A 25,702-nucleotide genomic window follows, 5' to 3' on the forward strand; every position below is an offset into this window, starting at 1 on the left:
CGCACGCGCCAAGCTTCCAACCTGGCCTGACGCGCACTAATGTCGCGCTTGGAACCCGGAGAGAGTCGCTTGACCGCAGCCGTCCAATCCAAGCCACGCGCCCGCTACGCAGCCAAGCGCGACGCCATCATGGCCGCGGCGACCAAGGTGTTCGCAGACCAGGGGATGAGCGGTTTCACCCTGGCGGCGGTGGCCAAGCGGATGGACTTGCATCCGGTCAGCCTGACCTACTACTTCAAGCGCAAGGAAGACCTGGCGGCCGCGGTTCTGCACGACACCATCCGCCGGTTCGCCGAGATGCTGGACCGCGCCGAGGCGTGCAGCACGCCGGCCGAGCGCCTACGGACCTTCGTCGCGGCCTATTTCGAGACTCGCCGCCGCATCGCGCTCGGCGAAGAGATTCCGCTCGCTCCGTTCAGCGAAGTCTATCTGATCGAAGGCGACCAGAAGCAGCCGGTGATCGAGAGCTTCGAGACCCTCTATGTTCGCATCGGCCGCCTGCTGAAGTCGGACGACACCCCGTGGGTCGGCGCGCCGCGCCGCCAGGGGATGGCCCGCCTGGTCGTCAACCAGCTGACCTGGTCGGACACCTGGCTGCCGTCCTACGAGCCGCAGGACTATCCGCGCGTCGCCGAGCGGCTGGCGGACATTATGGTCGGCGGGCTCCCCGCCGCCGGCCAGGCCTGGCCGGACCAGCCGCTGCTCGACCTGGGCGCGCCGAGCGCCGAGAACGATGAAGTCACCCGCGACCGCTTCCTGATCGCAGCGACCAAGCTGATCAACCGCGAAGGCTATCGCGGCGCCTCTGTCGACAAGATCTCGGCCGAGCTGAAGGTCACCAAGGGTTCCTTCTATCACCACAACGCCGACAAGGATGAGCTGGCGGTCGCCTGCTTCGGCCGCACCTTCGACCTCATCGACCAGGCCAAGCGCGACGCGGCCAAGGCCGAGCCGGGCTGGACCCGGCTGTGGCTGGCGGCGGCCTCGCTAGGCATGCATCAGGCCGCCAGCGGCGGTGGGGCGATCCTGCGCCATCACGCCATGGCCGCTGTGCCGCACGCCATGCGCCGCCAGATGTTCATCCGCTTCCAGCAGATCGCCCACTCGTTTGCGGGGATCATCTCGGACGGCGTCGCTGACGGTTCGATCAGGCCGGTGGACCCGCTGCTGGCGGCCCACGCGCTGATGGTGGCGTTCAACGCCTGCCTCCCACTCGACCCGAAGAGGGCCCCAGCCTCCACCACCGGCGTGGTGGAGGAATACCTGCGCCCGGCCCTGTTGGGCTTTTTCGTCAAATAGAAAAGCCCCGGGCGAGGGATCGCCCGGAGCTGTAGAAAGCGCGCTGCGCTGGCGGCCTGGAGAGCTGAGGCCGCCTGCGCTTGGGGTGTGCTTGCCTTGTGCGCGGCGACTACTTGGTGGCGGGCGCGGCCGCAGGGGCGGCGGCGGCCTTCTTGCCGTGATGCTTCTTGGCGTGCTGCGCGCTGGACTTGGTGGTCTGGGTGGCCGGCGCGGGGGCGGACGCGGCGACGGTCGCTGCCGAGGCTACGCCGGCCATGGCCAGGGTCGCGACCAGCGAACCGGCGAGGAGGACGGAAGACTTCATGGGGTGTGCTCCAGATGGCGGTGAGTTCCGCCTGAGGAGGACCCTCGGCCCGCGATCTCGCAGCGGCTCGCCGCGCGCCTTACAAATAGTTGAGCCGCCCACGAAAAAGCCCTCCCCGGAGGGAGGGCTTAACGAGACTTGGCGCCTGACGATCGGATCAGTCGAAGACGATGACCGAGCGGGCCAGTTCGCCCTTCTTCATTTCGTCGAAGCCTTCGTTGACCTGCTCCAGCTTGATCCGCTGCGAGATCATCTCGTCCAGCTTCAGCTTGCCGTTCATGTACATGTCCACCAGGCGCGGCATGTCGACCGGGAAGCGGTTCGAACCCATCATCGAGCCCTGCAGCTTCTTTTCGCCGAGGAAGGCGAAGCCCGGCAGGGTGATCGACTGGCCGATCGGGATCATGCCGATGACGTTGGCGGTGCCGCCGCGCCGCAGCATGCCGAACGCCTGCTCGGCGGTCTTCGACAGGCCGATGGCCTCAAACGAGTGATGGACGCCGCCTTTGGTCATCTCCAGCACTTCCTTGACCGCGTCGGTCTTGGAGGCGTCGATGAAGTCGGTGGCCCCGAACTGATGGGCGAGGTTGCCCTTGGACGCGACCATGTCGATCGCAATGATCCGGCCGGCGCCGGCGATCGCCGCACCGTTGATCGCCGCCAGGCCGACGCCGCCGCAGCCGATAACCGCGACGGTCTCGCCCGGACGCACGCTCGAGGTATGGATCGCAGCGCCGACGCCGGTCATCACCGAACAGCCGATCAGCGCCGCGCGGTCCAGCGGCATGTCCTTGCGGATCGCGACGCACGCGTGCTCGTGGACCAGCATCTGCTCGGCGAACGACGACAGGTTCAGGTACTGCTGCATCGGGCCAGTGGTGGCCTTCAGGCGCGGTTCCTCGTCGGCCTCGCGCTTGGTGTCGGGCGACACGCACAGCGACAGGTGGCCGGTCAGGCAGAACTCGCAGTGGCCGCAATAGGCCGACAGGCAGGTGATGACGTGGTCGCCCACCTTCACCGTGCGCACTTCCGAGCCGACCTGCTCGACGACACCCGCGCTCTCGTGACCCAGCACCGCCGGCAGGGCGGTCGGATAGGAGCCCTGCATGAAGTGCAGGTCGGAGTGGCAGAGTCCGGCGGCCTTGGTGCGGATCAGCACCTCGTGCGGGCCCGGCTTGTTGATCTGGACGTCTTCGATCAGAAGCGGTTTGCCCACTTCGCGCAGCACGGCGGCTTTCATTTGTCGCGATCTCCCCAAAGCGACGCCCAAGCGGGCGGTTGTCGAAGTCGCGGTGCGGCCGCGGCTTTCGTCACGCCCACCTTATCGCTGTTCAGATGTCCGCGGCCAAGGCCGTTTTTGAAGCTGGCTCTACTTCGGGATCCAGTTCGCCGACTGGCCTGAATAGGTGGTCAGACCCGATCCCGGCAGGATCTGGTTCGGCGCCAGCGTGCTGGCGTCCTTGCCCAGGTCGCCCGCCACGCCGAGCGGTTGCAGGGTCGCCGGCGCGCTGGTCTTGCCCATCTTGTCGATCTCGCGCCCCAGGGCGTCCTTGACGGAGTCGTCGCCCATGCCTTCGGTGGCGCCGATCCCGGTGTTGGTCGCCGCGCCCGTCGTTGCGACAGGCGCCCCTTGCAGGGGCGGCAGCTGAGCCTTGGGAGCCCCCGAGTTCAGGGGCGGCAGACCGTCGTACGACTGCTGCTGCGCGGCGGCGGCCCCGCCCAGCACAACGGTGGCGGCGGCTGCGGTGATGATCTTGAGGAGCATTGCGCCCTCCATTTCTCCCCGCCCCGGACCCAACTGCGCGGCCCGCCGGGCGGTTCCGTCCGCTCACGCCTGAGCGGCGGTTCGCCCGAATTGCAGCCGCGACCAACTCAGGGCGGGCAGTTTGAAGGGCAGCAGTGGCCTGCGCGGCGGAATGCAGGCTTCCAGCGCCGCCAGCAGCGGCTCGACCGGCCCGTCGTTGAGGAAATGGTTGGCGCCCGCCACCCGTTCGAAGCGGATCGGCGTCCGGGTGCGGGTCTCCGCCACCAGCCGCTCGGCGATCTCGATCGGAGCGAAGTCGTCGCGATCGCCGTGGACCACATGGACCGGAACCTTCATTCCACGCAGCGCCGCGTGTAGGTGCTCAAGTTGGCCAGGCTGGTTGGAAACCTCGATCACCGCGTGGCGCAGGTCGCGGGGAATGATCTTCAGCAGCCTCGATCCCAAGCGGACCAGCCAACGGGCGGTCGGGCCGGACTCGCCGAAATAGCCCGACAGCAGCACAAGCCCACCGACCTTGCGCGGGTTCTGCTGGGCCATCAGCGTGGCGATGGCCGCGCCATAGGATTGACCGACCAGCAACACCTTCTGGCCGGGCCTGGCTTCCAGCAGAGGCGCCAGCGCGCGGGCCTGTATCCGGATGTCGCCCACGTACTCCACCGGCTCCGAGCCGGCGTAGCCGGGGCGATCGACCACCACCATCTCGCGGTCCGGCGGCAGCGCCGCAAGGGCCGGCGCCCAATACTCGGCCCATGAGGGCGCACCAGTGACCACCACGATCTTCCAGGGGGCGGCTCGGGTCCGCGGGGTGGCGATGGCCGACAGCTTCCAGCCGAGCCCGCCGCCTGCTTCGAACTGCAGGCGCCGCACCACGGTGTCGGGATAGTCGTCGGACGTCGGGACGTGTTCGGTGCGGCCTGTCGCGGCGCATTCGATACAGGCCCACGCCATGGACAGCACGCCCTTGGGTCTCTTGCGCTTCAAAACTCCACTCCCAGCCAACGAGGCTTTCGGATTCCTGACGTGTGGATTGAACGCGAGAGATCAAGACCGGTTCGCCGGCCGGCCTATTAGCTGCGCAATAGGTCAGACGGTAGCGAATTGGTTTCGCAGTTCGCGCTTGAGCACCTTGCCGGTCGGGCCGATCGGCAGTTCGGCGACAATCCGCACCTCGTCCGGGGTCCACCATTTGGCCACCCGCGCAGCGACGTGGGCCTTCAGCTCCTCGGGATCGGCGCTGTGGCCCGGCCGAAGCACGACCAGCAACAGCGGCCGCTCGTCCCACTTCGGGTGGGGCATACCGATCGCCGCTGCCAGCGCGACCGAGGGGTGCGAGGAGACGGCGTCCTCCAGGTCGAGGGTCGAGATCCACTCGCCGCCCGACTTGATCACGTCCTTGGCGCGGTCGGTCAGCCGCAGATAGCCTTCAGGGTCGATCGTGCCGATGTCGCCAGTGTCGAACCAGCCATCCGCCAGGAAGACCTGTGCGCCCTCGTTCTTGAAATAGGCCGACGAGACCCATGGCCCCCTCACCTGCAGCGCGCCGACGCTGGTCCCATCGCGCGGCTGGACCACGCCGTCGTCGCCCATGATCCGCAGCTCGACGCCCCACAGGCCCCGGCCCTGCTTCAGTTTTCGGGCGTAGGCCGCGTCCTCGTTCTCGTGCCCATGCTTGGCCAGCGGGGTGTTGATCACGCCCATCGGGCTGGTCTCGGTCATGCCCCAGATCTGGCGGACGGTCGCGCCCAGCTGGCTCTCCACCCGCCGCATCAGTGAGGCGGTCGGAGCCGAACCGCCGATGGCGACATTGCGCACAGAGGTCAGCTTCTGCCCGGTCTGGTCCAGGTGATCGAGCACCCCGACCCAGATGGTCGGCACCCCGAGTAGGAAGCTGGCCTGCTCGGCCACCGCCAGCTCGCAGATCGACGGCCCATCCAGCTGTCGGCCCGGCAGCACCAGCTTGGCCCCGACCAGCGGGGCGGCGTAGGGCGTGCACCAGGCGTTGGCGTGATACATCTGGGCGCAGGGCAGCACCGTATCGCGGGCCGACAGGTCGAAGGCGTCCGGCTGCACCAGTGCCATGGCGTGCAGCACCGTCGAGCGATGACCGTAGAGCACGCCCTTCGGATTGCCTGTGGTGCCTGAGGTGTAGCAGAGGCCCGAGGCCGTCCGCTCGTCCAGCTCCGGCCAGGTGAAGTCTGGCGAATGGCCCTCGATCAGCTCCTCGTAGACCAACGTCCCGGGCGGCGACTGCGGCGGCACATGCGCGCGGGCGGTCATGGCGACATAGGTCTTCACGGTGGAGAGCTTGGGCGCCAGTTCGCCCACCAGCTCCCCGAAACTGACGTCGAATAGCAGCACCGAGTCCTCGGCGTGCCCCGCGACCCAGGCGATCTGGTCGGGATGCAGCCGCGGATTGATGGTGTGGAGGATCGCGCCGATGCCGGAGACCGCGTAGTAGAGCTCGAAGTGGCGATGGGTGCTCCAGGCCAGGGTCGCCACCCGGTCGCCCGGCTTCACGCCCAGGTCGATAAGGGCGTTGGCCATCCGCTTGGCCCGGGCCAGCGCCGCGGCGTAGTCGTAGCGATGGATCGGGCCCTCGACCGTGCGGGTCACGATCTCCCGATCACCGTGATAGGCGGCCGCATACTCGAGGATCGAGGGCAGGCTCAGTGCTCGGTCCATCATTAGGGCCAGCATCGCCAGGCTCCTCCCCTTTTTGTTGTTCAGGAGAGCCTAGGCCGACGTCGTGCGGGAGGCTAGCCGTCCAGCCGTCCGCAATAGGCGAACGCCACCCCCAGCCACCGATGCGCGGTCAGCACGCTGAACCGGTAGCCCCCGTCGCGCGCAAAAGTCTTGGCTCGGATGGTCGGCGCCAACGCCTTCGGGAGCGGCAGCCCCAGCAGCGACCATGACAGGAACCGCCAGCTGAAGCCGTCAGGCCGCATTTGAGGCGCGAAGCGGAACCGCAAAGCGCCTATCCGCTCCTCGAACTGGCCGGGGGTCCGTACGCTCGCCAGGTACGATCTGAAGCGACGCGGGCCGAAGTCGCGCAGCCAGCGCTCGCCTCCTGGCTCCGGGGCGATTGTCACTGACAGTTTCGGATAGCGCCCGGGCTCGGGCAAACCGACAAGCGCGCGTAGCAGGCGAGCCCTTCGGTTCACCGAGCCCCGCGCCCGGCCTCGCCCCTGGAAAGTTCTTACCGCCACCCGATCGTGGACGGCCGTCACCTGCGGCGGCAACCGCTCGACGTCATCGCCGAGCAGGCCGCGCAGCAAGGTCGGCGGGCCCTCGCCTGACTCCAGACTCGTCGTGATCGGCAGGGGAGCCAGCTCCGCCAAAATCTGGTCCACGGTGACCAGCCCGACGCAGGCCTGCGCGCCTCGCTGTGCAATGCGGCCTTCCAGCAGCCCACGCAGCACAGCCGCCGCGGCCGCCACCGGCACGCTCGGACCGGCGTTGCGCTCGGCCGCCAGCGACCAGCGCGCCACGCGAGGACCGCCGTCCCTCCCCTCACCCTGCGCCTCGACGACCATGCCGCCGCGGTCAGAGCCCAACGGCGCGAAGAAATCGGCGATCGCCAGCAGCGGCTTGGCCGCCGGCTCCAGCGACCTCACCAGCCAGGCGCGCGGCAGCCAGGCCAGCAGCCACAGACCCACATGTAGGGGCGCCAACTCCAAACCCGCCATGAACCGCGCCTCGCGGCGCACCCGGCCAGCCAGGATGTCCAGGTCGGGCGTGTCGCAGAGACTGACCAGCCGATGGCCGAGGCCGGGAAACTGCATACGGGTCAGGCCGCTCCATCCCGCCTCCCAGTTCCACCTGGCGGCGCTGAAGACCGCGACTTCGCGACCCGCGTAGGAGAGGATCGCGCGCACCACCGAAAGGCCGCGCGGCGCCCGCGCGCCCGGCGAGATCGCCACTCTGACGATGTCGATCGCCGCCCAACCCTGCGTCATCACGTCCAGCACGGCGTTGGAGAGGGCCGGCGTCGAGCTCGCCCCGGTCACCGCCAGCACGCCCGCCGCCCGCGCCTGCGCGTTCAGCGCATCGGCGAACGCCGCGACGAAGGCTCGTCCGTCGGCGATGTCGATGTAGTGCGCGCCGGCCGTCAACGCGGCGTGCGCCAAGCCGAAATTCCCCTGCTGAAACGGGCCCGCCGCGTCGATCACCGCCCAGGGCCTGAGGCTTCGAAGGTTTTCAGGATGGTCGCGGTCGAAGCCTATCGCCTGGCAGCCAAGCTCGCGCGCCAAGGCTTCGGCCCGCGCGACGCCACGTGCGGCGAGAACCAGTTCGACCTGCGGCCAGGTCGCGAGCATCCGCGCCAACCGCTCGCCGAACGCGCCGGTCGCGCCGACCAGGATGACGCGGGCGCTCATGGCCGCTCCAGGATGAAGCGCGCCCGGACCTCAGGCGTGGGAACCATGCATTCGCGGCGTTTGCCCATGAGCCGATACCGGTTGCGAGCGATCCAGTCATAGCCGGCGTCGCGCCAGGCCTTGGGTACAACGCGCACGGCAGCCAGCCAGCGCCACGGGGCCGGAAGCCGCCGCAACAAGGCGATCACCGCATCCGAGCCCTGGAGGGCCTGGCCGCGGTCCATGAAGATGAAGCTGTTCGGAAGGTCGGGATCGATGCCCGCCTGGATCGCCAAGTCACGGCCATAGGGCGACTGCATCGGCGTGAACCTCAGTGCTCCGGCCCGGTCCAGGGCCAAGGCCAGTTGCACCGAGCCCGAGCAGAAATTGCAGACGCCGTCGAAAACCCAGACGCCGTCTGCATCAGGAGCCATATCAGGCCGCCATCCGCGCCTTGAACACCCCGTCGGGCAATTCACCGGCCCGGGCTGGGTGGACGAAGAAGTAGTCCTTCCAGGGCACGTCGGCCTCGACGCAGGTGCGCTCCTCCAGACGGTCGCCGTTCAGGGCGAACATCCGATAGCCGCGCGACTGGAAGATCTCGACCACGGCCTCGGCCGTGCCGCCGAAGCGGGCTTCCAGCATCATCGGATGGATTTCGATCAACACATGCGGGCGGTCGCGATCGATGATCCCTTGGGCGCCATGCAGCGCCCAGAGCTCCGCGCCCTCCACGTCCATCCGGATGAAGTCGATGCGGCCCAGGCCCTGGCCTTCGCAGTAGGCGTCGAGCGTAATGACGTCGATCGGCTCAATTTCCTGGCCAGCGTCATTGAAGTCCGGGCGCAGCGGCCCTTCGGGCGGTTCGATGGACACGAAGGCGTAGCCGCGCGCCAGGCGCCCGGTGGACTTGATCGGGGTGACCAACAGCAGGTCGCCGCGGATGTTGGCGATGGCCGCCTGAACCGGCGTGACCTGGGCCGAAATCCGATGCCAGGCCAGGCAGGTCTTCAAGACCTGGAAGGTGAACGAAGACGGTTCGAAGGCGTGGATCTGCGCCGCCGGCGCGACCTGGGTCATGACATAGGAGTGACGTCCATCGCTCGCGCCCACATGCAGGCAGACCGGCGATCCGCTCAGCAAGTCGGCGAGATAGGGCGTTTCAGGCTCGTGCTTGGCCCACATCCTGTTCCGGCGCCAAGCGCGGAAGGCGTGACCGAGCACCCGTAGAGAGGACATGGCGCTTCCTTATAGGGCCGCCTCTTTACGCTGCGTCTCGCGTAACCGTCACCATGTAGTTGATGTCGCAGTCGGAAGAGCGTGACCAGCGGCCGCTGAGCGGATCGTAGGCGACTCCGAAAGGCCCCTGGACCGCCACCGGCTCGCCGTCCAGAAAGCCGCGCAGTTCTTCCGGCTTGAGGAACTTGGTCCAGTCGTGGGTCCCGGCCGGCACCCAGCGCAAGACGTATTCGGCGCCGACCTTGGCCAGGGCGAACGCCTTCAGGGTGCGGTTGAGGGTCGCAACGATCATCAGCCCGCCGGGGGCCAGCAGCCGCGCGCAGTTGCGCAGGTACTCGCCCGGATCGGCCACGTGCTCGATCACCTCCATATTGAGGATCACGTCGAAGGACTTTTCGCCCGCGGCCAGCAGGTCCTCGGCTGTGGTGGCCCGATAGTCGATGGAGAGGCCCTGCTCGGCCGCATGGGCGCTGGCCGTGCCGATGTTGCGCTCCGAAGCGTCGACGGCCGTCACCTGGAATCCCAGCCGGGTCATCGGCTCGCTGAGCAGGCCGCCGCCGCAGCCGATGTCCAGAAGCCGCAGGCCCTCGAACGGCCGCAGCCCCTTGGCGTCTCGCCCGAAGCGCAGCAGCGCCTGTTCGCGGATGAACGCCAGGCGCACCGGATTGAACTTGTGGAGGGGGGCGAACTTGCCCTTCGGATCCCACCATTCGGCGGCGATGCGCGAGAACTGTTCGACCTCTTTCGGGTCGATCGAGGAGGTGGACGCGTGCGACATGAAACCCTTTTCCCCCCACGCGCGCCGGGACGCCAGCCCCTATGATTGGGGGCGCTCGTCCTGGGCGCCATCTTGCGCGGGGCGCGTCGTTTTCGCCCCGCCAAAGGCAGACATTGCCCCTCGCGGCCCACCCCGCTATTAGGCGCAGCCTTCCCTATCAAGCGGAGCTCCTGCGCTGTCTCGGCTAGTGATGAAATTCGGCGGCACCTCGGTGGCCGACCTTGAGCGTATCCGGCGTGTCGGCCGGCTTGTGGCCGCCGAAGTGGCCGCCGGACACAAGGTCGCCGTCGTGGTCTCGGCCATGGCCGGCAAGACGAACGAGCTGGTCGCCTGGACAGACGGCGCCGGCCCGGCCGCCCAGGGCTTGGCCTCGTCGGACGACGAGTACGACACCGTGGTCGCCTCGGGTGAACAGGTGACCGCCGGCCTGCTGGCCATGACCCTGCGCAACATGGGCCTGCCCGCCAAGTCGTGGCTGGGCTGGCAGATCCCGATTATCGCCGACGACGCGCACGGCCGCGCCCGCATCGACGACATTCAACCCGACAAGCTCGCCGCCGCCCTAGACGCCGGCCAAGTGGCGGTGATCGCCGGCTTCCAGGGCGTCACTCGCGACGGCCGCATCGCCACGCTCGGCCGCGGCGGCTCCGACACCAGCGCCGTGGCCATCGCTGCGGCGGTGAAGGCGATCCGCTGCGATATCTACACCGACGTCGACGGCGTCTACACGACCGACCCCCGCATCGAGAGCAAGGCCCGCAAGCTCGGCAAGATCTCCTACGAGGAGATGCTCGAGATGGCCTCGCTGGGCGCCAAGGTCCTGCAGACCCGTTCCGTCGAACTCGCCATGGCCCAGAACGTGCCGGTGCGGGTGTTGTCCAGTTTTGTCGAGCCCGGCGAAGCGCCCGGCCAAGGCACCATCGTGTGCGACGAGGAAGAGATCATGGAAAAGCGGATCGTGAGCGGCGTCGCCTATAGCCGTGACGAAGCCAAGATCAGCCTATTCGGCCTGCCCGATCATCCGGGCGTGTCGTCCGAGATCTTCGGCGCCCTGGCCGACGCCAACGTCAATGTCGACATGATCGTCCAGAGCCATGCGCGCACCGCCGACACGGCGAACATGGAGTTCACGGTCGGCAAGCGCGACGCCCAGCGCGCCGTCGAGATCGTCCGCGCCGCCCAGCCGAAGATTGGCTTCGACGACGTGCAGGTGAACGAGGACGTCGCCAAGGTCTCGGTGATCGGCGTCGGCATGCGCAGCCACACCGGCGTCGCCAAGACCATGTTCCAGTCGCTGGCCGACAAAGGCGTGAACATCCAGGTCATCTCGACCAGCGAGATCAAGATCAGCGTGCTGATCGACGCGGCCTATACCGAGTTGGCCGTGCGCGCCCTGCACGCCGGCTTCGGCCTCGACCAGCTCTAGCCGGCGGGGCGCTTGGCGGTCAGCCGCCAGGCGCACCAGATTCCGAGCATAGCCACCGGTACGATCGAGGCGAAGACCCAGAGCCCTGCGGCCTGGGCGCTTTGCGCCGTAAGGCCTTGCGAGAAGCCGACCAGGTTGGCGACGGCTGCGGCGCTGGCCGCGCCGACCGCGGAACCGGTCAGGCGCACGGTGGTCATAGCCGCAGCCCCGATCGCCCGCTCCTCGGCCGGGAGCGAGGCCAGTAGCCGCTGGCTCATGAACGCCCAGGACAGCCCGAAGCCGCAGCCCAGCAGGGCCCCGGCGATCACCACGCCGACCACCGAGGCCGGCGGAAACACAAGCGCGCTAAGGGCTACGCCCAGGGTGGCGACCACCGCGCCCAGGCGTATCATCCGCACCGGCCAGGCGCCGGTCAGGTGCGCCACCATCAATCCGGCGACCGTCCAGGCCGCCGCTTCGACCGCGACCACGTAGCCGGCGCCGAGCGCCGAGAGGCCGGCGAGTTTCTGCAGGATGGCCGGGCCGTAGATCGAGAAGCCCATCGAGGCGACGGTCAGCAGGAACATCGTCGCGAAGCCGGAACCGGGAATTGTCGTCAGGTTTCCAGCCCCGCGCGGCAACAACCTGACGCTGGCGCGGGCGTCCAGCCAGACCATGGCCAAAAGCAATGACACGCCCAGGCTTGTCAAAAGCGCCGAGCGGACGAAGTCGTGGGCGATGTCGGCCAGCCCGATGGCCACAACCCCCGCCGCGATCAGCCCGAGCTGCGGCCAGGCGACCCTTGCGCCCTCGTCCCCTTGGTCGCCGCGCGGCAGCATGGCGAAGGCGGCCCAGGCCACGCCCAGCCCCTGGACCGCGAACAGCCAGAACACCCAGCGCCAGGCGTTCAGGTCGGCGAAGATCCCGCCGATCATCGGTCCCAGCAGGCTGGCCACGCCCCAGATCGCGGTGACCGAGGCGTAGACTCTGGGCAGCAGGCGGTCGGGGAACATCAGGCCAATGGCGACCGAGCAGAACCCGACGACCCAGCCGCCGCCCATGCCCTGCAGCACCCGGCCGATCAGGAAGCTGGCGATGTCGGGACCCCAGGCGCTCAAGGCGCAACCGATGGCGTAGAGCAGTGCCGCGGCCGCGGTCGCCCGGCGCAGGCCGAACCGCAGGGCCAACAGCCCCGAACTCGCGCCCGCCAGCACCGAGCCGAGCAGGAAGCCGGCCGTCGCCCAACCGAAATAGGCGTAGCCGCCCAGGTCCGCGCCGACGCTGGGCATGATCGTCGCGGTGACCATCGAGTCCGCGGCGCTGATCCAGACGCCCAGGCAGATGAGGATGAAGCGCGGCAGCCTGCCCTCGCCGACCACGTCGGTCCAACTGCCATCGGCGCGCGCCGCTGCGGTCATTTTGACAACATCCTACTTTACATATTCCGCACTAGACCCGGACCGCAGGTTTTGCAATCTTCCTGTTGTCAAATGCGCTCGACCTCCGACCAGATCCTGCTGCTGCTGAAGAGCAAGGGGCCCGCCCAGACCAGGGCGATCGCCGAGGCCATGGGTGTGACCCGCCAGGCCGCGCGCCTGCAAATGGAAAAGCTGGCCAGCGAGAGCCTGGTCGAGCACGTCACCGAGCGGATGGGGGTCGGCCGGCCGCGCCGCTCGTGGTCGTTGACCGCCAAGGGCGACGAGCGGTTCCCCAACACCCACGCCCAACTGACCGTCGAACTGCTCGACGCTGTGCGCAGCGAGTTCGGCGCCGAGGGCCTGGAGCGGCTGGTCAAACGCCGGGAAGCCTCGACCCAGACCGCCTATTCGCACGCCCTGGACGGCTCGGCGTCGCTGGAGGAGCGCATCGACCGGCTGACCCAGATCCGGATCAGCGAAGGCTACATGGCCGAGTGGACCCACACCGCTGGCGGGACCTACCTCCTAGTCGAGAACCACTGCCCGATCTGCGCGGCGGCCAGCGCCTGCCAAGGCTTCTGCCGCTCGGAGCTGGACCTCTTCAGGACCATGCTGGCCCCGGCCCAGGTCGAACGGGTGGACCACATCCTGGCGGGCGCGCGCCGCTGCGCCTACCTTGTCACCCCATGCATATCGTCGCCTTCGAATATCTGACGGCCGACCAACGCGCCCAGTGCGCGCGGATCCTGCGCGAGGCGTTCGCCCACATTCCGGCCTACGAGGAGGAAGGCGACGCCGAAGCCGAGGTTGAAACTTTCCTGACCGTGCCCGAGCGCTTCGCGCTGGCGGCCCTGGATGGCGACGTCGTGCTGGGCCTCATCGGCGGCATCGACACCTATAGCCACGCCGCCGAGCTGCATCCGCTGGCCGTCGATCCCGCCCATCAAGGCAAGGGCGTCGGATCAGCCCTGACCGCGGCGCTGGAGTCGCGGGTCGCCGCCATGGGCAAGCTGACCGTCTATCTGGGCACGGACGACGAGGTCGGCGGCACCAGCCTGTTCGGGGCGGACCTGTTCCCCGACACCCTGGCCAAGCTGGCGGCGATCAGGCCGACGACCGGCCACCCCTTCTTCTTCTATCGCCGCCTGGGCTACGAACCGGTCGGCGTGCTGCCCGACGCCAACGGCCCGGGCAAGCCCGACCTGCTGATGGCCAAGCGGGTGAGCCCGGTTAGCCCGGCATCGGCAACTGGAACTGCGGCGACCAATGCGTCGCCGTTCCCGCCACCACGTACCAGGTGACGAGCAGCGCGCAGATCAGCGCCCCGGGCAGGTAGCTGCCAGTTCGCCGCCAGGTGAACACGGCGATCAGCCCGACCACCGCCAGCAGCGGGACGAACTGGATGGCGATGATGGTGTTCAGCGGCTCGGCCATCGCCAGGCGGCCGGTCGTGAACAGCGCCCCGTACTGGATCGCCAGCAGCACCGCAAAGCCCAGGCCCATGGCCAGCACGCCGCCGGCGTACTGGGCCAGGCGGCTGTCGCCCTTCACCGCGAGATTGGCGTGCAGCGCCCGCAGGGCGACGACGAAGAAGGCGGTCCAGAGCGGCAGGTAGGCCAGGGCGTAGCCGGCATGCAGCGCGTCGAGCGGCTTCAGGCCGAGCACCCAGAAGCGATAGTCGACGTGGAACAGCCGGTCGACCAGATGCAGCGACAGGTAGCCGACGCCGACGCTCAGCAGGGCAACGGCGATCCCGCGGGGCCAGTCGGCGCGCACAGCCGGCCTGGACGACTTGAGGACGACGCCGAGGATCAGGGTCAGCACAGCGCCGATGAGCGCCCAGACCAGCAGCTGGTTGGTGATCCACTGCGGAAACAGCTGCATCGGGAAGAACAGCATCCCCAGCTTCATCAGCGGAAAGAAGGTCGCCGCCGGCAGCGCCGCCGTGATCGCAAAAGACAGCCACCAGCGCCCGTCGCGCCGCTCGACGCCGCCCTGCGGCGGCTGGGCCAGCGTCCGCAGCCATGGCGCGGACAGCAGCAGGTTGAAGCTCGCCAGGATGAGGATGATGCAGCCGGCGAAGGCCGCCAGCGTCCCGACCTCCTTCCAGATCCAGATCTGGTCGGTCGCCGGCAGGGGGCTGGCCGCGCCGTCGAGGGTCTGCTGGAACCAGTCCACCACCGGGGCGACGCCGCCGACCGAGAAATGCTCCCAGGGATGGGTGACGGGCGGCACGTAGAGCACCCGGGCGGTCCCGGCGGCGAGGTCGCCATAGACCTGGCCCGGCCTGATCGGCCCCGTGGTCCCGAACAGCGCCTGCATGGCCTTGGAGGTCGGGACGTCGAAGCCGCGCTCGACCTGCCACATCAGCGGGGCGAACTCGTCATAGCCGCCGAACACCACGGCGAGGTTGCGAAGCTCGGCCCTGGCCGCCGATCCGAACACCGCGCCGATGGCCGGCGTCGAGCCGACCAGGACCGCCGAGCGGTAGCCTTGCGGATCGGAAGCGGCCGCCCCGACCACCGGGCCGCCGCCGAGGCTGTGCCCCTCCAGTCCGATATTGGCCTTGTCGACCTGCGGCAGGCTGCGGATGTAGCGCAACGCGGCGGCGCCGCCGAAGTCGTTGGAGCCGACGATCCCAGTCGAATAGCCGTGACCGGGCTGGTCCATGGCCACGACCACGAAGCCGCGCCGCGCCAGCTCGATGGCGAAGGCCGACTGCATCTCGCGGGTGTTGATGTAGCCATGGCTGACCAGCACCCCGGGGGCCGGATCGGCCGCGCTGGCGCCCGGCGGCGTGTAGACCAGCGCCGCCATCGTCGTGCCCTTGTCGCCGGCGAAGCGGACGTCCTCGACCCTGACCCCGCCGGCGGTCTGCACCTGGTGCGCCAGCAGCCCGCCGACGAGAATCACCACCCAGCCGACCAGGAAACCCAGCCATCCCTTGCCCATCGACGCCTCCCCAGGGCCGAACCATGTTCTTTGGAGTGGACTATGCGGCCCCCGCCAGGGCGGCGCCAGGGGCTCTGCTGTATGACGAATATGCAGTCAGGTTCGACAAACTCGCCCCTGGCCCTTTTCGTCTCCGTTCTGACGTTCAAAGCTGCTAGGAGCGAAGAAAGAGACCAGGGAGAGAAGCTGTCCGATGGCCATGCCGGGCGTCGCGGTTCGGGGACAACGCAGCCTGCTACGGCAGATTCGCGAAGCGCTCGCCTCCGGCGGGCCGGCCCAGTCGCGCCTGGACATGGTCGTGCGCATCATCGCCCGCTCGATGGTGGCCGAGGTCTGCTCGCTCTACATGCGGCGCGCCAGCGGCGACATGGAACTCTTCGCCACCGAGGGCCTCGACCCCGGCGCCGTCCACGTCACCCGCATGAAGCCCGGCGAGGGCCTGGTCGGCGAGATCATGCGCCTGGGCCGGCCGCTGAACCTGTCGGACGCCCCCAACCACCCGGCCTTCTCCTACCGGCCCGAGACCGGCGAAGACCCGTTCCACGCCTTCATGGGCGTGCCGCTGCTGCGCGGGGGCCGCGCCATCGGCGTGCTGGTCGTCCAGAACCGCACCGAGCGGGTCTATACCGACGACGAGGTCGAGGACCTGCAGATCGTCGCCATGGTGCTGGCCGAGATGGTGGCCGGCAGCGAGCTGGAAGGCGAGCTGAAGGGCGTCGAGATCGCCCCGCACCGCCCCGAGCGTCTGATCGGCTCCAAGTTCGCCGACGGCCTGGCGCTGGGCGTCGCCGTCCTGCACGAACCGCCGGTCGCCCCCTCGCAACTGCTGGCCGAGGACGTGGTCGCCGAAGCGGCCCGGCTGAAAACCGCGGTGTTGGGCCTGCAGGCCCAGATCGACGACATGCTGGGCGGCGAGCACGGGCTGGTCGACGCCTCGTACGAGGTGCTTGAGACCTACAAGATGTTCGCCCACGACCGCGGCTGGAACCGCAGTCTGGAGGACGCGGTTCGCAACGGCCTGACCGCCGAGGCCGCGGTCGAACGCGTGCGCTCCGAACACCGCGCCCGGCTGGGCCAGGCGCGCGATCCCTATCTGCGCGAACGCCTGCACGACTTCGAGGACCTCGCCGACCGGCTGCTGCGCCACCTCTCCGGCGACGGCCACACCGCGCGCGACCTGCCCGAGAACGCCATCCTGATCGCCCGCAACCTCGGGCCGGCCGACCTGCTGGAATACGACCGCACCAAGCTGGCCGGACTGCTGCTGGAGGAAGGCTCTTCGGCCAGCCACGCCGCCATCGTCGCCCGCGCCCTGGACATTCCCTGCGTCGGACGGCTGGCCGGGCTGCGCGACAAGGTCTCCGAAGGCGACCCGGTGATCGTCGACGCCGAGACCGGCGAGGCCTATCTGCGGCCCCGCCCCGACGTTGTGAAGGCCCTGCAGGCCCGCCTGGAGGTGCGCAAGCAACGCCGCGCCGAGTTCGCCAAGCTGCGCGACACGCCAGCCTTCACCCGCGACGGCGCCAAGGTCACCCTGCTGATGAACGCAGGGCTCGACGTCGATCTCGACATCCTGGAAGAGACCGGCGCCGAAGGCATCGGCCTGTTCCGCACCGAATTCCAGTTCATGGTCGCCGAGGAGATGCCGCGGCTGAACGCCCAGACGGCGCTCTACAGCCGGGTGATGGACGCCGCAGGCGACCGGCCGGTGACCTTCCGCACCCTCGACCTCGGCGGCGACAAGGTGCTGCCCTATCTGGAGGCGGAGCGTGAAGAGAACCCAGCCCTCGGCTGGCGCGCCATCCGCATGGGCCTGGACCGCCCGGCGCTGCTGCGCCTGCAACTGCGCGCGCTGATCGCGGCGTCGCGCGGCCGTCCGCTGCGCATCATGTTCCCGCTGGTCGCCAGCGTCGACGAGTTCCGCGCCGCCCGCGCCATGGTCGACCACGAGGTCGCCTGGGCCCAGCGCCGGGGCCGCCCGGCCCCCTCGCGCCTGGACGTCGGAGCGATGATCGAGGCGCCGGCCGTGGTCTGGCACCTGGACGCGCTGCTGCCGATGACCGACTTCGTCAGCGTCGGCACCAATGACCTGATGCAGTATTTGTTCGCCGCCGACCGCGGCAACCCGCGGGTCGCCGACCGCTACGACTTCCTCTCTCCGCCCGCCCTGCGCGCGCTGGAGATGATCCAGAAGGGCTGCGAGGAGACCGGCACGCCGGTTTCGGTCTGCGGCGAGATGGCCGGACGGCCGCTGGAAGCCTTCGCCCTGGTGGCGCTGGGCTTCGACCGGCTGTCCATGCCTCCGGCCGGCATCGGGCCAGTCAAGCAGATGGTGCTGTCCTGCGATCGCGAGGCCGCCCGCCGCGGCGTCACGGCGTTGCTGCGCACCTCGGCCGGCTCGGTCCGCAACGAGATCGAGACCCTCGCCCGCAAATTGTATTTGGCGATCTAGACTTCAGCCGAAACAGGCTTGACCATTCGGGCCCGCGTCTGAATAGCGCATTGAATCACAATGCCTCGAATGATACCCCACAATGGAATATTAACATCTTTACTGTAATCGCGATCAGGCGGGAATTCGCCTTTAGATCGTAACGCTAGCAAGAGGCGCCAAGTAGCCATGCCGCTCGATACTGGCGGGGTTACCAATCTGGATTTGCGGATGGATGGCGATCGCCAAACGAGCGGCCGCGACGCAATCACGCCCACCTTGGAAGCTGGTCCCGATATTGGCGCTGCGCTGAAAGCTGCGCGCGAATTCCGCGGCCTGAACCTGCAAGTCCTGGCTGACTCCACCCGCATTCGCCGCAGCTATCTGGCGGCGATCGAAGAGATGCGGCTGGACGAACTGCCCTCGCGCCCCTTCACCATCGGCTACATCCGCGCCTACGCCATTTCGCTGGGCCTGGACGGCGACGCCGCCGTCGAGCGCTTTCGGCGCGACGAGCCGGTGCATGACAGCTCGCTTCGCGCCCCGATCGGGGTCAGCGACAGCAAGGATCCGCGCCTGACGCTGATCGTCGCCGGCGGCATGCTGGTGGTCGCCGCCATCATCCTCTGGAACGTCGCGCAACGGGCCATGAGCCAGGACGCGCCGCCGCCGCACACCGCGCCTCCGGCCGCGATCGCCAAGGCCGAGCTGAGCGCCGCGCCCGCCGGGCCGGTCGCCCTGGGCGCGCCGCTGCCGGCCCCGGTCGAATCCACCACGCCGACGCCCTACGAAACGCCCGGCCTGGCCGAGGCGACCGCCGCCGGCGGCTCGTCCGACGCCGTCGCGGCGGCCAGGAAGGCGGCCGCCGCCAACCCGCAGGTCGAAGCGGCGCCGGCCCAGCCGCTGCCGCCGATCTTCGTCGCCAAGGGCACGGTCTACGGCGCCGAGTCGACCGGCTCCATCGTCACCCTGCAGGCCCGCAAGGGCGCTTCGCTGATCGTGCGCGGCGACGGCGGGGCGACGTATTTCGCCCGCCAGCTTTCGGCCGGCGAGGCCTATCGCGTGCCCAACCTCAAGGGCATCAACATTGAGGTCACCGACCCAGCGGCCTTCCAGGTGTTCCTGGGCGGCCAGAGCAAGGGCCTGATGCCGGAACCCGCGACCACCGCGGTCAAACTCGCCGGCTAGCCTAGGCGCCCGGGATCGGCGTAGTTGGCCCCTCGGCGTTCACGGAGGCCAAGGCATGGTGGCTGGCGACAAACTCGGCAACAGGGCTCAGATCGACTCGCCCTCCTACCGGCTGGCGGCGCTGGACGAAGACTTCCTGCTCGGCGACTCGATGCGCGGCGTGCGCTTCCTGCTGGAATACGCCAAGGCCGAGGAGGCCCTGCGCGCCTGGGGCGTGCGCTCGACCATCGTGGTGTTCGGCAGCGCCCGCATCGCGCCGAACGGCCCGGGACGCCACGCCGGCTGGTACGAGGCCGCCCGCGAGTTCGGCAAGATCGCCTCCGAACGCGGCGGCGCCCTGCACGGCCAGCCGCGCGACAACGTCATCGCCACCGGCGGCGGCCCGGGAATCATGGAGGCGGCCAACCGCGGCGCATCCGAGGCCGGGGCCCCGTCAGTGGGCTTCAACATCACCTTGCCGTTCGAGCAGGAGCCCAACGCCTATTCGACGCCGGAACTGACCTTCCGCTTCCACTACTTCGCCATGCGCAAGATGCACCTGGCCATGCGCGCCAACGCCCTGGTGGTGTTCCCGGGGGGCTTTGGCACCTTCGACGAACTGTTCGAGATCCTGACCCTGCGCCAGACCGACAAGGCCCCGAAAATGCCGGTGGTGCTGTTCGACGAAGCCTATTGGCGCGCAGCCATCAATTTCGACGTGCTGATCTCCGAGGGCATGATCAAGGCCAGCGACCTCGACCTGTTCCGCTTCGCCGAGACCGCCGAGCAGGTCTGGGCCTCGCTTCTCGCCTGCGGGCTCAAGCCCGGCGAGGTTATTGAGCAGCCGCCGCCCGCCCGCTAGGCCCTGCGGCGCGCAGCGGCCTCGCGTTTTGCCGGAAGAACCCTTATTTTCGCAGGCCATGAGCGTTCAAGACCACACCCACGTCCGTCCCTGGCGCGCCATCGACCGCCGCGTCTCGCGCAAGATCCGCGTCGGCAATGTCGAGGTGGGCGGCGACGCGCCGATCACCGTGCAGTCGATGACCAACACGCTGACGGCGGACGCGGCGGCGACGATCGGGCAGATCCGTCAGCTCGAGGAGGCCGGCGCCGACATCGTGCGGGTGTCCTGCCCCGACGAGGACTCCACCAAGGCCTTCAAGACCATCGCCCGCGAGTCGAAGGTCCCGCTCGTGGCCGACATCCACTTCCACTACAAGCGCGGCATCGAGGCGGCCCAGGCCGGCGCCGCCTGCCTGCGGATCAATCCGGGCAACATCGGCTCGGCCGCGCGGGTGAAGGAAGTCATCCAGGCCGCCCGCGACCACGGCTGCTCGATGCGGATCGGGGTCAACGCCGGATCGCTGGAGCCGCACCTGCTGGAGAAGTACGGCGAGCCGTGCCCGGCGGCCATGGTCGAGAGCGCCCTCGATCACGCCCGCATCCTGCAGGACAACGATTTTCACGAGTTCAAGATCAGCGTGAAGGCGTCGGACGTCTTCATGACCGTCGCGGCCTATCAGCAACTGGCCGAGGCCATCGACTGCCCGCTGCATGTCGGCATCACCGAAGCCGGCGCCATGCGAACCGGCACCGTGAAGTCGTCGATCGGCATGGGCTCGCTGCTCTGGGCCGGCATTGGCGACACCATCCGCGTCAGCCTGGCCGCCGACCCTGTCGAGGAGATCAAGGTCGGCTTCGACATCCTGAAGTCGCTGGGTCTGCGCCACCGGGGCGTCAACATCATCGCCTGCCCGTCCTGCGCGCGGCAGGGATTCAACGTCATCCAGACGGTCGAGGCGCTGGAGCAGCGACTGGCCCACATCGCCATGCCGATGAGCCTGTCGATCATCGGCTGCGTGGTGAACGGCCCGGGCGAGGCGCTGATGACCGACGTCGGCTTCACCGGCGGCGGCAAGGGCGCGGGCATGGTCTATCTGGCCGGCAAGCCGGACCACAAGATGGACAACGAGCGGATGGTCGACCACATCGTCGAACTGGTCGAAGCCAAGGCCGCCGAGCTGGCCAAGGCCGAGGCGGCCGCACTGGAAGCGGCGGAGTAATCGCTTCACTTATTGTTCGCTAACAGCGGGTTAGGCTCACTTCGGATGTGAGTGCCGAGGTGTGTGTGTCGTGACCAGTATTTCCCCCGCAGCGACCGATAACCGCCGGGCTGTCGTCCGCATCGTCGCCTACGAGATGACGCGGATCTCGTCCTCCATGGCGCGGGTCCATGACGACGACGTCATCGAGTATCTGGTCTTCACGGCGCTCTGGGTGCTGAACACCCAGCACCTGATCGGCCATCCGCGCTACGGCGAGCTCAAGAACATTCCACCGGACGCCCAGCGCAAGCCCGCCGCGATGGACGACCTGCGCCGCACCGTGCCGATGCCGGACGAGATCCTGCAGACCTATGTCGAACGGCTGTTGAAGCGCGGCTACGCCGAGGAGCGGTCCGGGGGCCTGGTGGTTCCGACGGCGGTCTTCACCCAGCCGGACATGCTCAACGGGGCCAACGAGCTCTACAGCCATGTGGTGACCATGGTGCAGTCCATGCGGGCCGCCGGTTTCTCGTTCGGCGATCAGGCTGCGGCGGAGCGGTCATGAGCGTGTTCAGTTCCGAGGCCGACAACCGACGGGCGGTGCTGCGCACCGGCACCTTCGAGATCCTCAACGCGCTGCACTCCTTCGCCCGCCTGCACGGCGGCGACATGTTCGCCCTGCTGGTCTTCACGACGATCTGGAGCGCCAACGGCGAGAACCTGCTCGGCGACGAGCGCTATGCCGGGCTCCACCGCATCGGCCCGGACAAGGGCAGCATGCCGATCACCGACGCCGCCCTGCAGAAGGCGATCGGCGCGCCTGCCGAGATCATCGCCCGCTATGTCGACGCCTTCCTGCAGTTGGGGATCGTCGAGCGCGTCCAGGGCGGCCTGATCGCGCCGTCCGCGGTCTTCACCTCGCCGGACATGATGGACGCGGCGAACGAGTTCTACGACCGAATGCTTGGCCTTGGCCGGGCGCTCAGGGCGGTCGGTTTCGAGTTCGAAGCTCTGCGGCCCCAGCCTGCGGCGTGACGCCGCGCTTTTCGGATTTGAGTTTTGTCAAAGATGACGCCCGCGTCACCTCTTGCGCTCAACCCGTAGCCTTGGTTAGGTGCCCGCCTAAACCCAGGGAGGGACATATGTCCGCGGACGGCAACTGGAAGATCACGATCAACTCGCCCATGGGCGCGCAGGAGGTCGAGGCCTCCATCACGACCAGCGGCGACACCTTCACCGGCTCGACCAAGGGCCGCATGGGTGAGCAAACCATCGAAGGCAAGGTCGCGGGCGACACCCTGACCTGGTCGACCGCCATCACCCAACCGATGCCGATGACGCTGGAGTTCAGCGCGACCGTGGCCGGCGACAGCATGAGCGGCAACGTGAAGCTCGGCGCCTTCGGCTCGGCCCCGCTCACGGGCGTCCGCGTCTAAGACCTATCCGTTCACACGGATCGGAAGGGCCCTCTCCGCAAGGAGGGGGCCTTTTTCGTTGGAGGCGGGTGGCGAGGGCGCTAAGAGGCGTCCCTTCCCTTTTCAACGGCGACTGGACACTCGTGCGACTTCCCCAGGCCAGACTCGATCAGGTCCTCGACCGCTTCCGCGAGATCGAAGCGCGCATGGGCGCGGCGACCGACGGCGTCGAGATCGTCCGCCTGTCCAAGGAGCACGCCGAGCTCAAGCCGGTGGCCGACGCGGTGACCGCCGTCGCCCGGGCCCGCGAGGAGCTGCCCGAGCTGGAAGAAATGGCCAAGGCGGGCGATGCCGACATGGCGGCCCTGGCGCAGGACGAGCTGGCCGCGCTGAATGAACGCCTGCCCGGCCTGGAGCGCGACGTCGCCCTGTTGCTGGCCCCCAAGGACAAGGACGAGAACGCCTCGGCTATCCTCGAACTGCGCGCCGGCACCGGCGGCGACGAGGCGGCGCTGTTCGCCGGCGACCTGTTCCGCATGTACCAGCGCTACGCCCAGACCAAGGGCTGGCGGGTGGAGATCGACAGCGTCTCCGAGGGCGAAATGGGCGGCTACAAGGAAATCATCGCCTCGATCACCGGCGACGGCGTGTTCGGCCGCCTGAAGTTCGAGAGCGGCGTGCACCGCGTGCAGCGGGTGCCGGAGACGGAGGCCGGCGGCCGCATCCACACCTCGGCCGCCACCGTTGCGGTGCTGCCCGAGGTCGAGGACGTCGAGATCGAAATCCGCGACGCGGACCTGCGCATCGACACCTACCGCTCGTCAGGGGCCGGCGGCCAGCACGTCAACAAGACCGACTCCGCCGTGCGCATCACCCACCTGCCGACCGGCATCGTGGTGACCTCATCGGAGAAATCGCAGCACCAGAACCGGGCCCGCGCGATGAAGGTGCTGCAGGCCAGGCTGTACGATCAGCAGCGCGAGGCGTTGGACAGCGCTCGCGCCGACGCGCGCAAGAGCCAGGTCGGCTCCGGCGACCGCTCCGAGCGCATCCGCACCTACAACTTCCCGCAGGGCCGGGTCACCGACCACCGGATCAACCTGACCCTCTACAACCTGGCCAAGGTCATGGAGGGCGAGTCGCTCGACGACGTGATCAATCCACTGATCGCCGAGGACCAGGCCGCCCGCCTCGCGGCGCTGGAAGACGAGTTCAACTAGCCTAGCGCCTGAACGCCCGGCGCACCTTGTCGGCCTGGCGGCGGCTGTCGGCGACGGCCTTCTCGGTGATCCGCGAGATATTGAGATGGAAGGCTAGGCCGACGCTGTCGGCCATGGCCGCGCCGCGCTCGCCCATGGGCTGCGGCGGACCCGTCGTGGTGTCGAGCGCTGTCTGGTGCTCGATCTCGGCATTGAGTTCGGCGCCCAGCAGCACGACCATCACCGAGAACCAGATCCAGGACATGAAGGCCACGACCGCGCCCAGCGAACCGTAGGTCACGTCGAAATGGGCGATGTTGTTGAGGTACCAGGAAAAACCCAGCGAGCCGCCCAGCCAGAACACCGCCGCCGCCGTCGCCCCGACCACCACCCACTGCCAGCGCGGCCGCGCCCGGCACGGCGCATAGCGATAGACGATGGTGAAAGCGAAGACCGCCAGCAGCAGCAAGCTGAGCCAGCGCAGCGGGATCCAGATCGCCGCAAGCTGCTGCAGACCTAGGCGGTCGAAGCCCAGCGGCGCGGCCACCAGGATGGCGGTCATCAGCACCAGGAAGACCAGCGCCGCGAAGGTGAAGCCGTAGGTCAGGGCCGTGCGTTTGACGAAGTTGCGCTTCTCGTCCTCGTCATAGGCGATGTTCAGCCCCTCGAAGAGCGCCTTCATGCCGGCGTTGGCCGACCAGACCGATAGCGCCAAGCTGATCAGGAACGCCAGCGAGAGCGTCGCGGGCGGGCGGCTGGCCAGCAGCAGCATCTGGTCGCCGACGATGCTGATCACCTCATCCGGAAACACCACCGACAGGTCGTCGAGCTGGCGCCGGACGGCGTCGAGATCGGCGAAGATCCCATAGAGCGACACGAACACGCCGATGGCCGGGAACAGGGCCAGCAGGGTGAAGAAAGTCACACCGCCGGCCACCGACGGCAGGCGGTCGCGTCCGATCTCCTGATAGGTCCGCCAGGCGATATCCTTCCAGCCGAGCGGTGGGATGCGATGCGGACCGGGGGCGACGCGCCCCCTGCCCGGCTCGGCCTGGTCGAAGGCCTCGGGATGGGCGATGGCGTCGACGCTGAGCCCGCCGGGAGCCCCGCCGCGACCGCGCCGCCAGAGTTCGGTCATGGCGACGAGGCCGACCCACGGGGCCGCTCGCCAGAACAACGACACGGCGCGGCTCCTCAGGCTCCTGTCGTCGTTTTGCGCCATTTATTCCCCGTCTTCCGACAGCCGAGCGCCAGAAACACCCCTGCTTGCCACCCGTTCCCGACAAGCCTTACCGATCCGTCATTGGACTCCCAGCACGGTCGAGGCCCTGATTGCCCGGATAGGAGCAGACCGCATGAAAACCTGGATCGCAATCGCCGCAGCGATGACCGTTGCCCAGGCGGCCGGCGCTCAAGCCGCCGAGCCTGCCGGCGCCTGCCACGTCGGCGCCTATCGGCTGGCTGACGGCGCGCTTGTCGACGTGGCGCCGACCAAGGACGCGCTACGCTGGCGGCTAATGGACGGGCGCACCGGCGAACTGAAGCCGGACGCCGCCGGGGGCTGGGTCAGCCGCCGCGGCTGGAGCGAGCAGCCCGATCAGGTCCCGGTCGCATTCGGAACCTGCGACGAGGCCAAGATCTCTTTCGGCCGCCAGACGGGCCAGAAGCTCAAGTTCCAGGTGGTCGACACCACCTTCCAGGGCGACGGCGTGAAACTGGCCGGGCGGCTGGTGCTGCCGCAGGGCGCCGGCGCGGTCCCGATCTCGATTCTGGTCCATGGCTCGGAGGACTATTCCGGCCGCGATCGCTACTTCGAGCAGCGCGCCTGGCCGGCCAACGGAGTCGGCGTCTTCGTCTACGACAAGCGCGGCACCGGCAATTCCGAGGGCAAGTACACGCAGGACTTCCGGATGCTGGCGCGCGACGCGGC

General features: G+C 68.6%; 25 protein-coding genes. 13 read left to right on the plus strand and 12 right to left on the minus strand.

Going from position 1 to position 25,702, the window contains the following annotated elements:
- Window positions 1-69 precede the first annotated feature (69 nt).
- Complete coding sequence (locus AC1DQJ_RS19670) at window positions 70-1,299, plus strand: TetR/AcrR family transcriptional regulator (protein ID WP_477606448.1); 1,230 nt, start codon at window positions 70-72, stop codon at window positions 1,297-1,299.
- A 109-nt stretch (window positions 1,300-1,408) separates the two neighbouring features.
- Here AC1DQJ_RS19670 and AC1DQJ_RS19675 read toward each other — a convergent pair whose 3' ends face one another.
- The 9 genes from AC1DQJ_RS19675 to ubiG all read right to left on the minus strand — a co-directional run bounded on the left by AC1DQJ_RS19675 (window position 1,409) and on the right by ubiG (window position 9,740).
- Window positions 1,409-1,603 carry a hypothetical protein gene (locus tag AC1DQJ_RS19675; RefSeq protein WP_477606450.1) on the minus strand — a complete coding sequence of 65 codons (195 nt, stop codon included), beginning with the start codon at window positions 1,601-1,603 and terminating at the stop codon, window positions 1,409-1,411.
- A 157-nt stretch (window positions 1,604-1,760) separates the two neighbouring features.
- Window positions 1,761-2,843 (minus strand): Zn-dependent alcohol dehydrogenase, encoded by a 1,083-nt coding sequence (locus tag AC1DQJ_RS19680; RefSeq protein ID WP_477606452.1) that lies wholly within the window; start codon window positions 2,841-2,843, stop codon window positions 1,761-1,763.
- Between the two features lie 129 nt (window positions 2,844-2,972).
- On the minus strand, window positions 2,973-3,368 hold the full coding sequence (locus AC1DQJ_RS19685) for a hypothetical protein (protein ID WP_477606454.1): 396 nt from the start codon (window positions 3,366-3,368) through the stop codon (window positions 2,973-2,975).
- Window positions 3,369-3,431: 63 nt separating this feature from the next.
- Window positions 3,432-4,349, minus strand: coding sequence for an alpha/beta fold hydrolase (locus AC1DQJ_RS19690; protein ID WP_477606456.1), 918 nt, complete (start codon window positions 4,347-4,349; stop codon window positions 3,432-3,434).
- A 102-nt stretch (window positions 4,350-4,451) separates the two neighbouring features.
- Window positions 4,452-6,065, minus strand: a complete 1,614-nt coding sequence (locus tag AC1DQJ_RS19695; protein WP_477606458.1) for a long-chain fatty acid--CoA ligase — start codon at window positions 6,063-6,065, stop codon at window positions 4,452-4,454.
- Window positions 6,066-6,124: 59 nt separating this feature from the next.
- Window positions 6,125-7,744, minus strand: coding sequence for a DUF4166 domain-containing protein (locus AC1DQJ_RS19700; protein WP_477606460.1), 1,620 nt, complete (start codon window positions 7,742-7,744; stop codon window positions 6,125-6,127).
- Window positions 7,741-8,157 carry a thiol-disulfide oxidoreductase DCC family protein gene (locus tag AC1DQJ_RS19705; protein ID WP_477606462.1) on the minus strand — a complete coding sequence of 139 codons (417 nt, stop codon included), beginning with the start codon at window positions 8,155-8,157 and terminating at the stop codon, window positions 7,741-7,743. The genes AC1DQJ_RS19700 and AC1DQJ_RS19705 overlap by 4 nt, the downstream gene beginning before the upstream one ends.
- A 1-nt stretch (window position 8,158) precedes the next feature.
- The gene (locus AC1DQJ_RS19710; protein ID WP_477606464.1) at window positions 8,159-8,962 is read right to left on the minus strand and encodes an FkbM family methyltransferase; all 804 of its coding nucleotides are present in this window, start codon (window positions 8,960-8,962) and stop codon (window positions 8,159-8,161) included.
- A gap of 25 nt (window positions 8,963-8,987) precedes the next feature.
- Window positions 8,988-9,740 (minus strand): bifunctional 2-polyprenyl-6-hydroxyphenol methylase/3-demethylubiquinol 3-O-methyltransferase UbiG, encoded by a 753-nt coding sequence (gene ubiG / locus AC1DQJ_RS19715; protein WP_477606466.1) that lies wholly within the window; start codon window positions 9,738-9,740, stop codon window positions 8,988-8,990.
- A 175-nt stretch (window positions 9,741-9,915) separates the two neighbouring features.
- Between ubiG and AC1DQJ_RS19720 the strand changes: the two genes are divergently transcribed.
- The gene (locus AC1DQJ_RS19720) at window positions 9,916-11,166 is read left to right on the plus strand and encodes an aspartate kinase (protein WP_477606496.1); all 1,251 of its coding nucleotides are present in this window, start codon (window positions 9,916-9,918) and stop codon (window positions 11,164-11,166) included.
- Here the strand turns inward: AC1DQJ_RS19720 and AC1DQJ_RS19725 are convergent.
- Window positions 11,163-12,563: an MFS transporter gene (locus tag AC1DQJ_RS19725; RefSeq protein ID WP_477606468.1), complete on the minus strand. Its 1,401-nt coding sequence runs from the start codon at window positions 12,561-12,563 to the stop codon at window positions 11,163-11,165. The two genes, AC1DQJ_RS19720 and AC1DQJ_RS19725, sit on opposite strands and share 4 nt — an antisense overlap.
- A 72-nt stretch (window positions 12,564-12,635) precedes the next feature.
- Between AC1DQJ_RS19725 and AC1DQJ_RS19730 the strand changes: the two genes are divergently transcribed.
- Both AC1DQJ_RS19730 and AC1DQJ_RS19735 read left to right on the plus strand, forming a co-directional pair.
- Complete coding sequence (locus AC1DQJ_RS19730) at window positions 12,636-13,277, plus strand: helix-turn-helix transcriptional regulator (RefSeq protein ID WP_477606470.1); 642 nt, start codon at window positions 12,636-12,638, stop codon at window positions 13,275-13,277.
- Window positions 13,250-13,864, plus strand: coding sequence for an N-acetyltransferase family protein (locus tag AC1DQJ_RS19735; protein WP_477606472.1), 615 nt, complete (start codon window positions 13,250-13,252; stop codon window positions 13,862-13,864). The genes AC1DQJ_RS19730 and AC1DQJ_RS19735 overlap by 28 nt, the downstream gene beginning before the upstream one ends.
- Here AC1DQJ_RS19735 and AC1DQJ_RS19740 read toward each other — a convergent pair.
- Window positions 13,794-15,515, minus strand: coding sequence for an alpha/beta hydrolase (locus tag AC1DQJ_RS19740; RefSeq protein WP_477606474.1), 1,722 nt, complete (start codon window positions 15,513-15,515; stop codon window positions 13,794-13,796). The two genes, AC1DQJ_RS19735 and AC1DQJ_RS19740, sit on opposite strands and share 71 nt — an antisense overlap.
- Before the next feature lie 193 nt (window positions 15,516-15,708).
- On the opposite strand from AC1DQJ_RS19740, the gene ptsP reads away from it, so the two are divergent.
- The 8 genes from ptsP to prfA all read left to right on the plus strand — a co-directional run bounded on the left by ptsP (window position 15,709) and on the right by prfA (window position 23,793).
- A complete protein-coding gene (ptsP, locus tag AC1DQJ_RS19745) occupies window positions 15,709-17,967 on the plus strand; it encodes a phosphoenolpyruvate--protein phosphotransferase (protein ID WP_477606476.1) in 2,259 nt (752 codons plus the stop codon).
- A 168-nt stretch (window positions 17,968-18,135) separates the two neighbouring features.
- The gene (locus AC1DQJ_RS19750; protein WP_477606478.1) at window positions 18,136-19,134 is read left to right on the plus strand and encodes a helix-turn-helix domain-containing protein; all 999 of its coding nucleotides are present in this window, start codon (window positions 18,136-18,138) and stop codon (window positions 19,132-19,134) included.
- A gap of 58 nt (window positions 19,135-19,192) precedes the next feature.
- On the plus strand, window positions 19,193-19,975 hold the full coding sequence (locus tag AC1DQJ_RS19755) for an LOG family protein (protein WP_477606480.1): 783 nt from the start codon (window positions 19,193-19,195) through the stop codon (window positions 19,973-19,975).
- Window positions 19,976-20,033: 58 nt separating this feature from the next.
- Window positions 20,034-21,176 (plus strand): flavodoxin-dependent (E)-4-hydroxy-3-methylbut-2-enyl-diphosphate synthase, encoded by a 1,143-nt coding sequence (ispG, locus tag AC1DQJ_RS19760; RefSeq protein ID WP_477606482.1) that lies wholly within the window; start codon window positions 20,034-20,036, stop codon window positions 21,174-21,176.
- 70 nt (window positions 21,177-21,246) lie between these two features.
- Window positions 21,247-21,723, plus strand: coding sequence for a hypothetical protein (locus AC1DQJ_RS19765; protein ID WP_477606484.1), 477 nt, complete (start codon window positions 21,247-21,249; stop codon window positions 21,721-21,723).
- Window positions 21,720-22,193, plus strand: coding sequence for a hypothetical protein (locus AC1DQJ_RS19770; RefSeq protein WP_477606486.1), 474 nt, complete (start codon window positions 21,720-21,722; stop codon window positions 22,191-22,193). The genes AC1DQJ_RS19765 and AC1DQJ_RS19770 overlap by 4 nt, the downstream gene beginning before the upstream one ends.
- A 107-nt stretch (window positions 22,194-22,300) precedes the next feature.
- The gene (locus tag AC1DQJ_RS19775; RefSeq protein WP_477606488.1) at window positions 22,301-22,594 is read left to right on the plus strand and encodes a hypothetical protein; all 294 of its coding nucleotides are present in this window, start codon (window positions 22,301-22,303) and stop codon (window positions 22,592-22,594) included.
- Window positions 22,595-22,716: 122 nt separating this feature from the next.
- Window positions 22,717-23,793: a peptide chain release factor 1 gene (prfA, locus tag AC1DQJ_RS19780; RefSeq protein ID WP_477606490.1), complete on the plus strand. Its 1,077-nt coding sequence runs from the start codon at window positions 22,717-22,719 to the stop codon at window positions 23,791-23,793.
- A gap of 1 nt (window position 23,794) precedes the next feature.
- On the opposite strand, the gene AC1DQJ_RS19785 is transcribed toward prfA, so the two are convergent.
- Complete coding sequence (locus AC1DQJ_RS19785) at window positions 23,795-24,955, minus strand: YihY/virulence factor BrkB family protein (RefSeq protein ID WP_477606492.1); 1,161 nt, start codon at window positions 24,953-24,955, stop codon at window positions 23,795-23,797.
- Between the two features lie 172 nt (window positions 24,956-25,127).
- Here AC1DQJ_RS19785 and AC1DQJ_RS19790 point away from each other — a divergent pair.
- Window positions 25,128-25,702 (plus strand): hypothetical protein (locus AC1DQJ_RS19790; RefSeq protein WP_477606494.1); only part of this gene is annotated, 575 nt, incomplete at its 3' end.

This window comes from Phenylobacterium sp. P4_E10, assembly GCF_056401675.1.

Coding starts and splice junctions, on each gene's coding strand:
- AC1DQJ_RS19710 (WP_477606464.1), bottom strand. CDS start 8,962: ATGTCCTCTCTACGGGTGCTCGGTCACGCCTTCCGCGCTTGGCGCCGG.
- AC1DQJ_RS19675 (WP_477606450.1), bottom strand. CDS start 1,603: ATGAAGTCTTCCGTCCTCCTCGCCGGTTCGCTGGTCGCGACCCTGGCC.
- ispG (WP_477606482.1), top strand. CDS start 20,034: ATGAGCGTTCAAGACCACACCCACGTCCGTCCCTGGCGCGCCATCGAC.
- AC1DQJ_RS19770 (WP_477606486.1), top strand. CDS start 21,720: ATGAGCGTGTTCAGTTCCGAGGCCGACAACCGACGGGCGGTGCTGCGC.
- AC1DQJ_RS19705 (WP_477606462.1), bottom strand. CDS start 8,157: ATGGCTCCTGATGCAGACGGCGTCTGGGTTTTCGACGGCGTCTGCAAT.
- AC1DQJ_RS19680 (WP_477606452.1), bottom strand. CDS start 2,843: ATGAAAGCCGCCGTGCTGCGCGAAGTGGGCAAACCGCTTCTGATCGAA.
- AC1DQJ_RS19700 (WP_477606460.1), bottom strand. CDS start 7,744: ATGAGCGCCCGCGTCATCCTGGTCGGCGCGACCGGCGCGTTCGGCGAG.
- AC1DQJ_RS19735 (WP_477606472.1), top strand. CDS start 13,250: ATGCATATCGTCGCCTTCGAATATCTGACGGCCGACCAACGCGCCCAG.
- ptsP (WP_477606476.1), top strand. CDS start 15,709: ATGGCCATGCCGGGCGTCGCGGTTCGGGGACAACGCAGCCTGCTACGG.
- AC1DQJ_RS19775 (WP_477606488.1), top strand. CDS start 22,301: ATGTCCGCGGACGGCAACTGGAAGATCACGATCAACTCGCCCATGGGC.
- AC1DQJ_RS19730 (WP_477606470.1), top strand. CDS start 12,636: ATGCGCTCGACCTCCGACCAGATCCTGCTGCTGCTGAAGAGCAAGGGG.
- ubiG (WP_477606466.1), bottom strand. CDS start 9,740: ATGTCGCACGCGTCCACCTCCTCGATCGACCCGAAAGAGGTCGAACAG.
- AC1DQJ_RS19685 (WP_477606454.1), bottom strand. CDS start 3,368: ATGCTCCTCAAGATCATCACCGCAGCCGCCGCCACCGTTGTGCTGGGC.
- AC1DQJ_RS19750 (WP_477606478.1), top strand. CDS start 18,136: ATGCCGCTCGATACTGGCGGGGTTACCAATCTGGATTTGCGGATGGAT.
- AC1DQJ_RS19725 (WP_477606468.1), bottom strand. CDS start 12,563: ATGACCGCAGCGGCGCGCGCCGATGGCAGTTGGACCGACGTGGTCGGC.
- AC1DQJ_RS19740 (WP_477606474.1), bottom strand. CDS start 15,515: ATGGGCAAGGGATGGCTGGGTTTCCTGGTCGGCTGGGTGGTGATTCTC.
- AC1DQJ_RS19695 (WP_477606458.1), bottom strand. CDS start 6,065: ATGCTGGCCCTAATGATGGACCGAGCACTGAGCCTGCCCTCGATCCTC.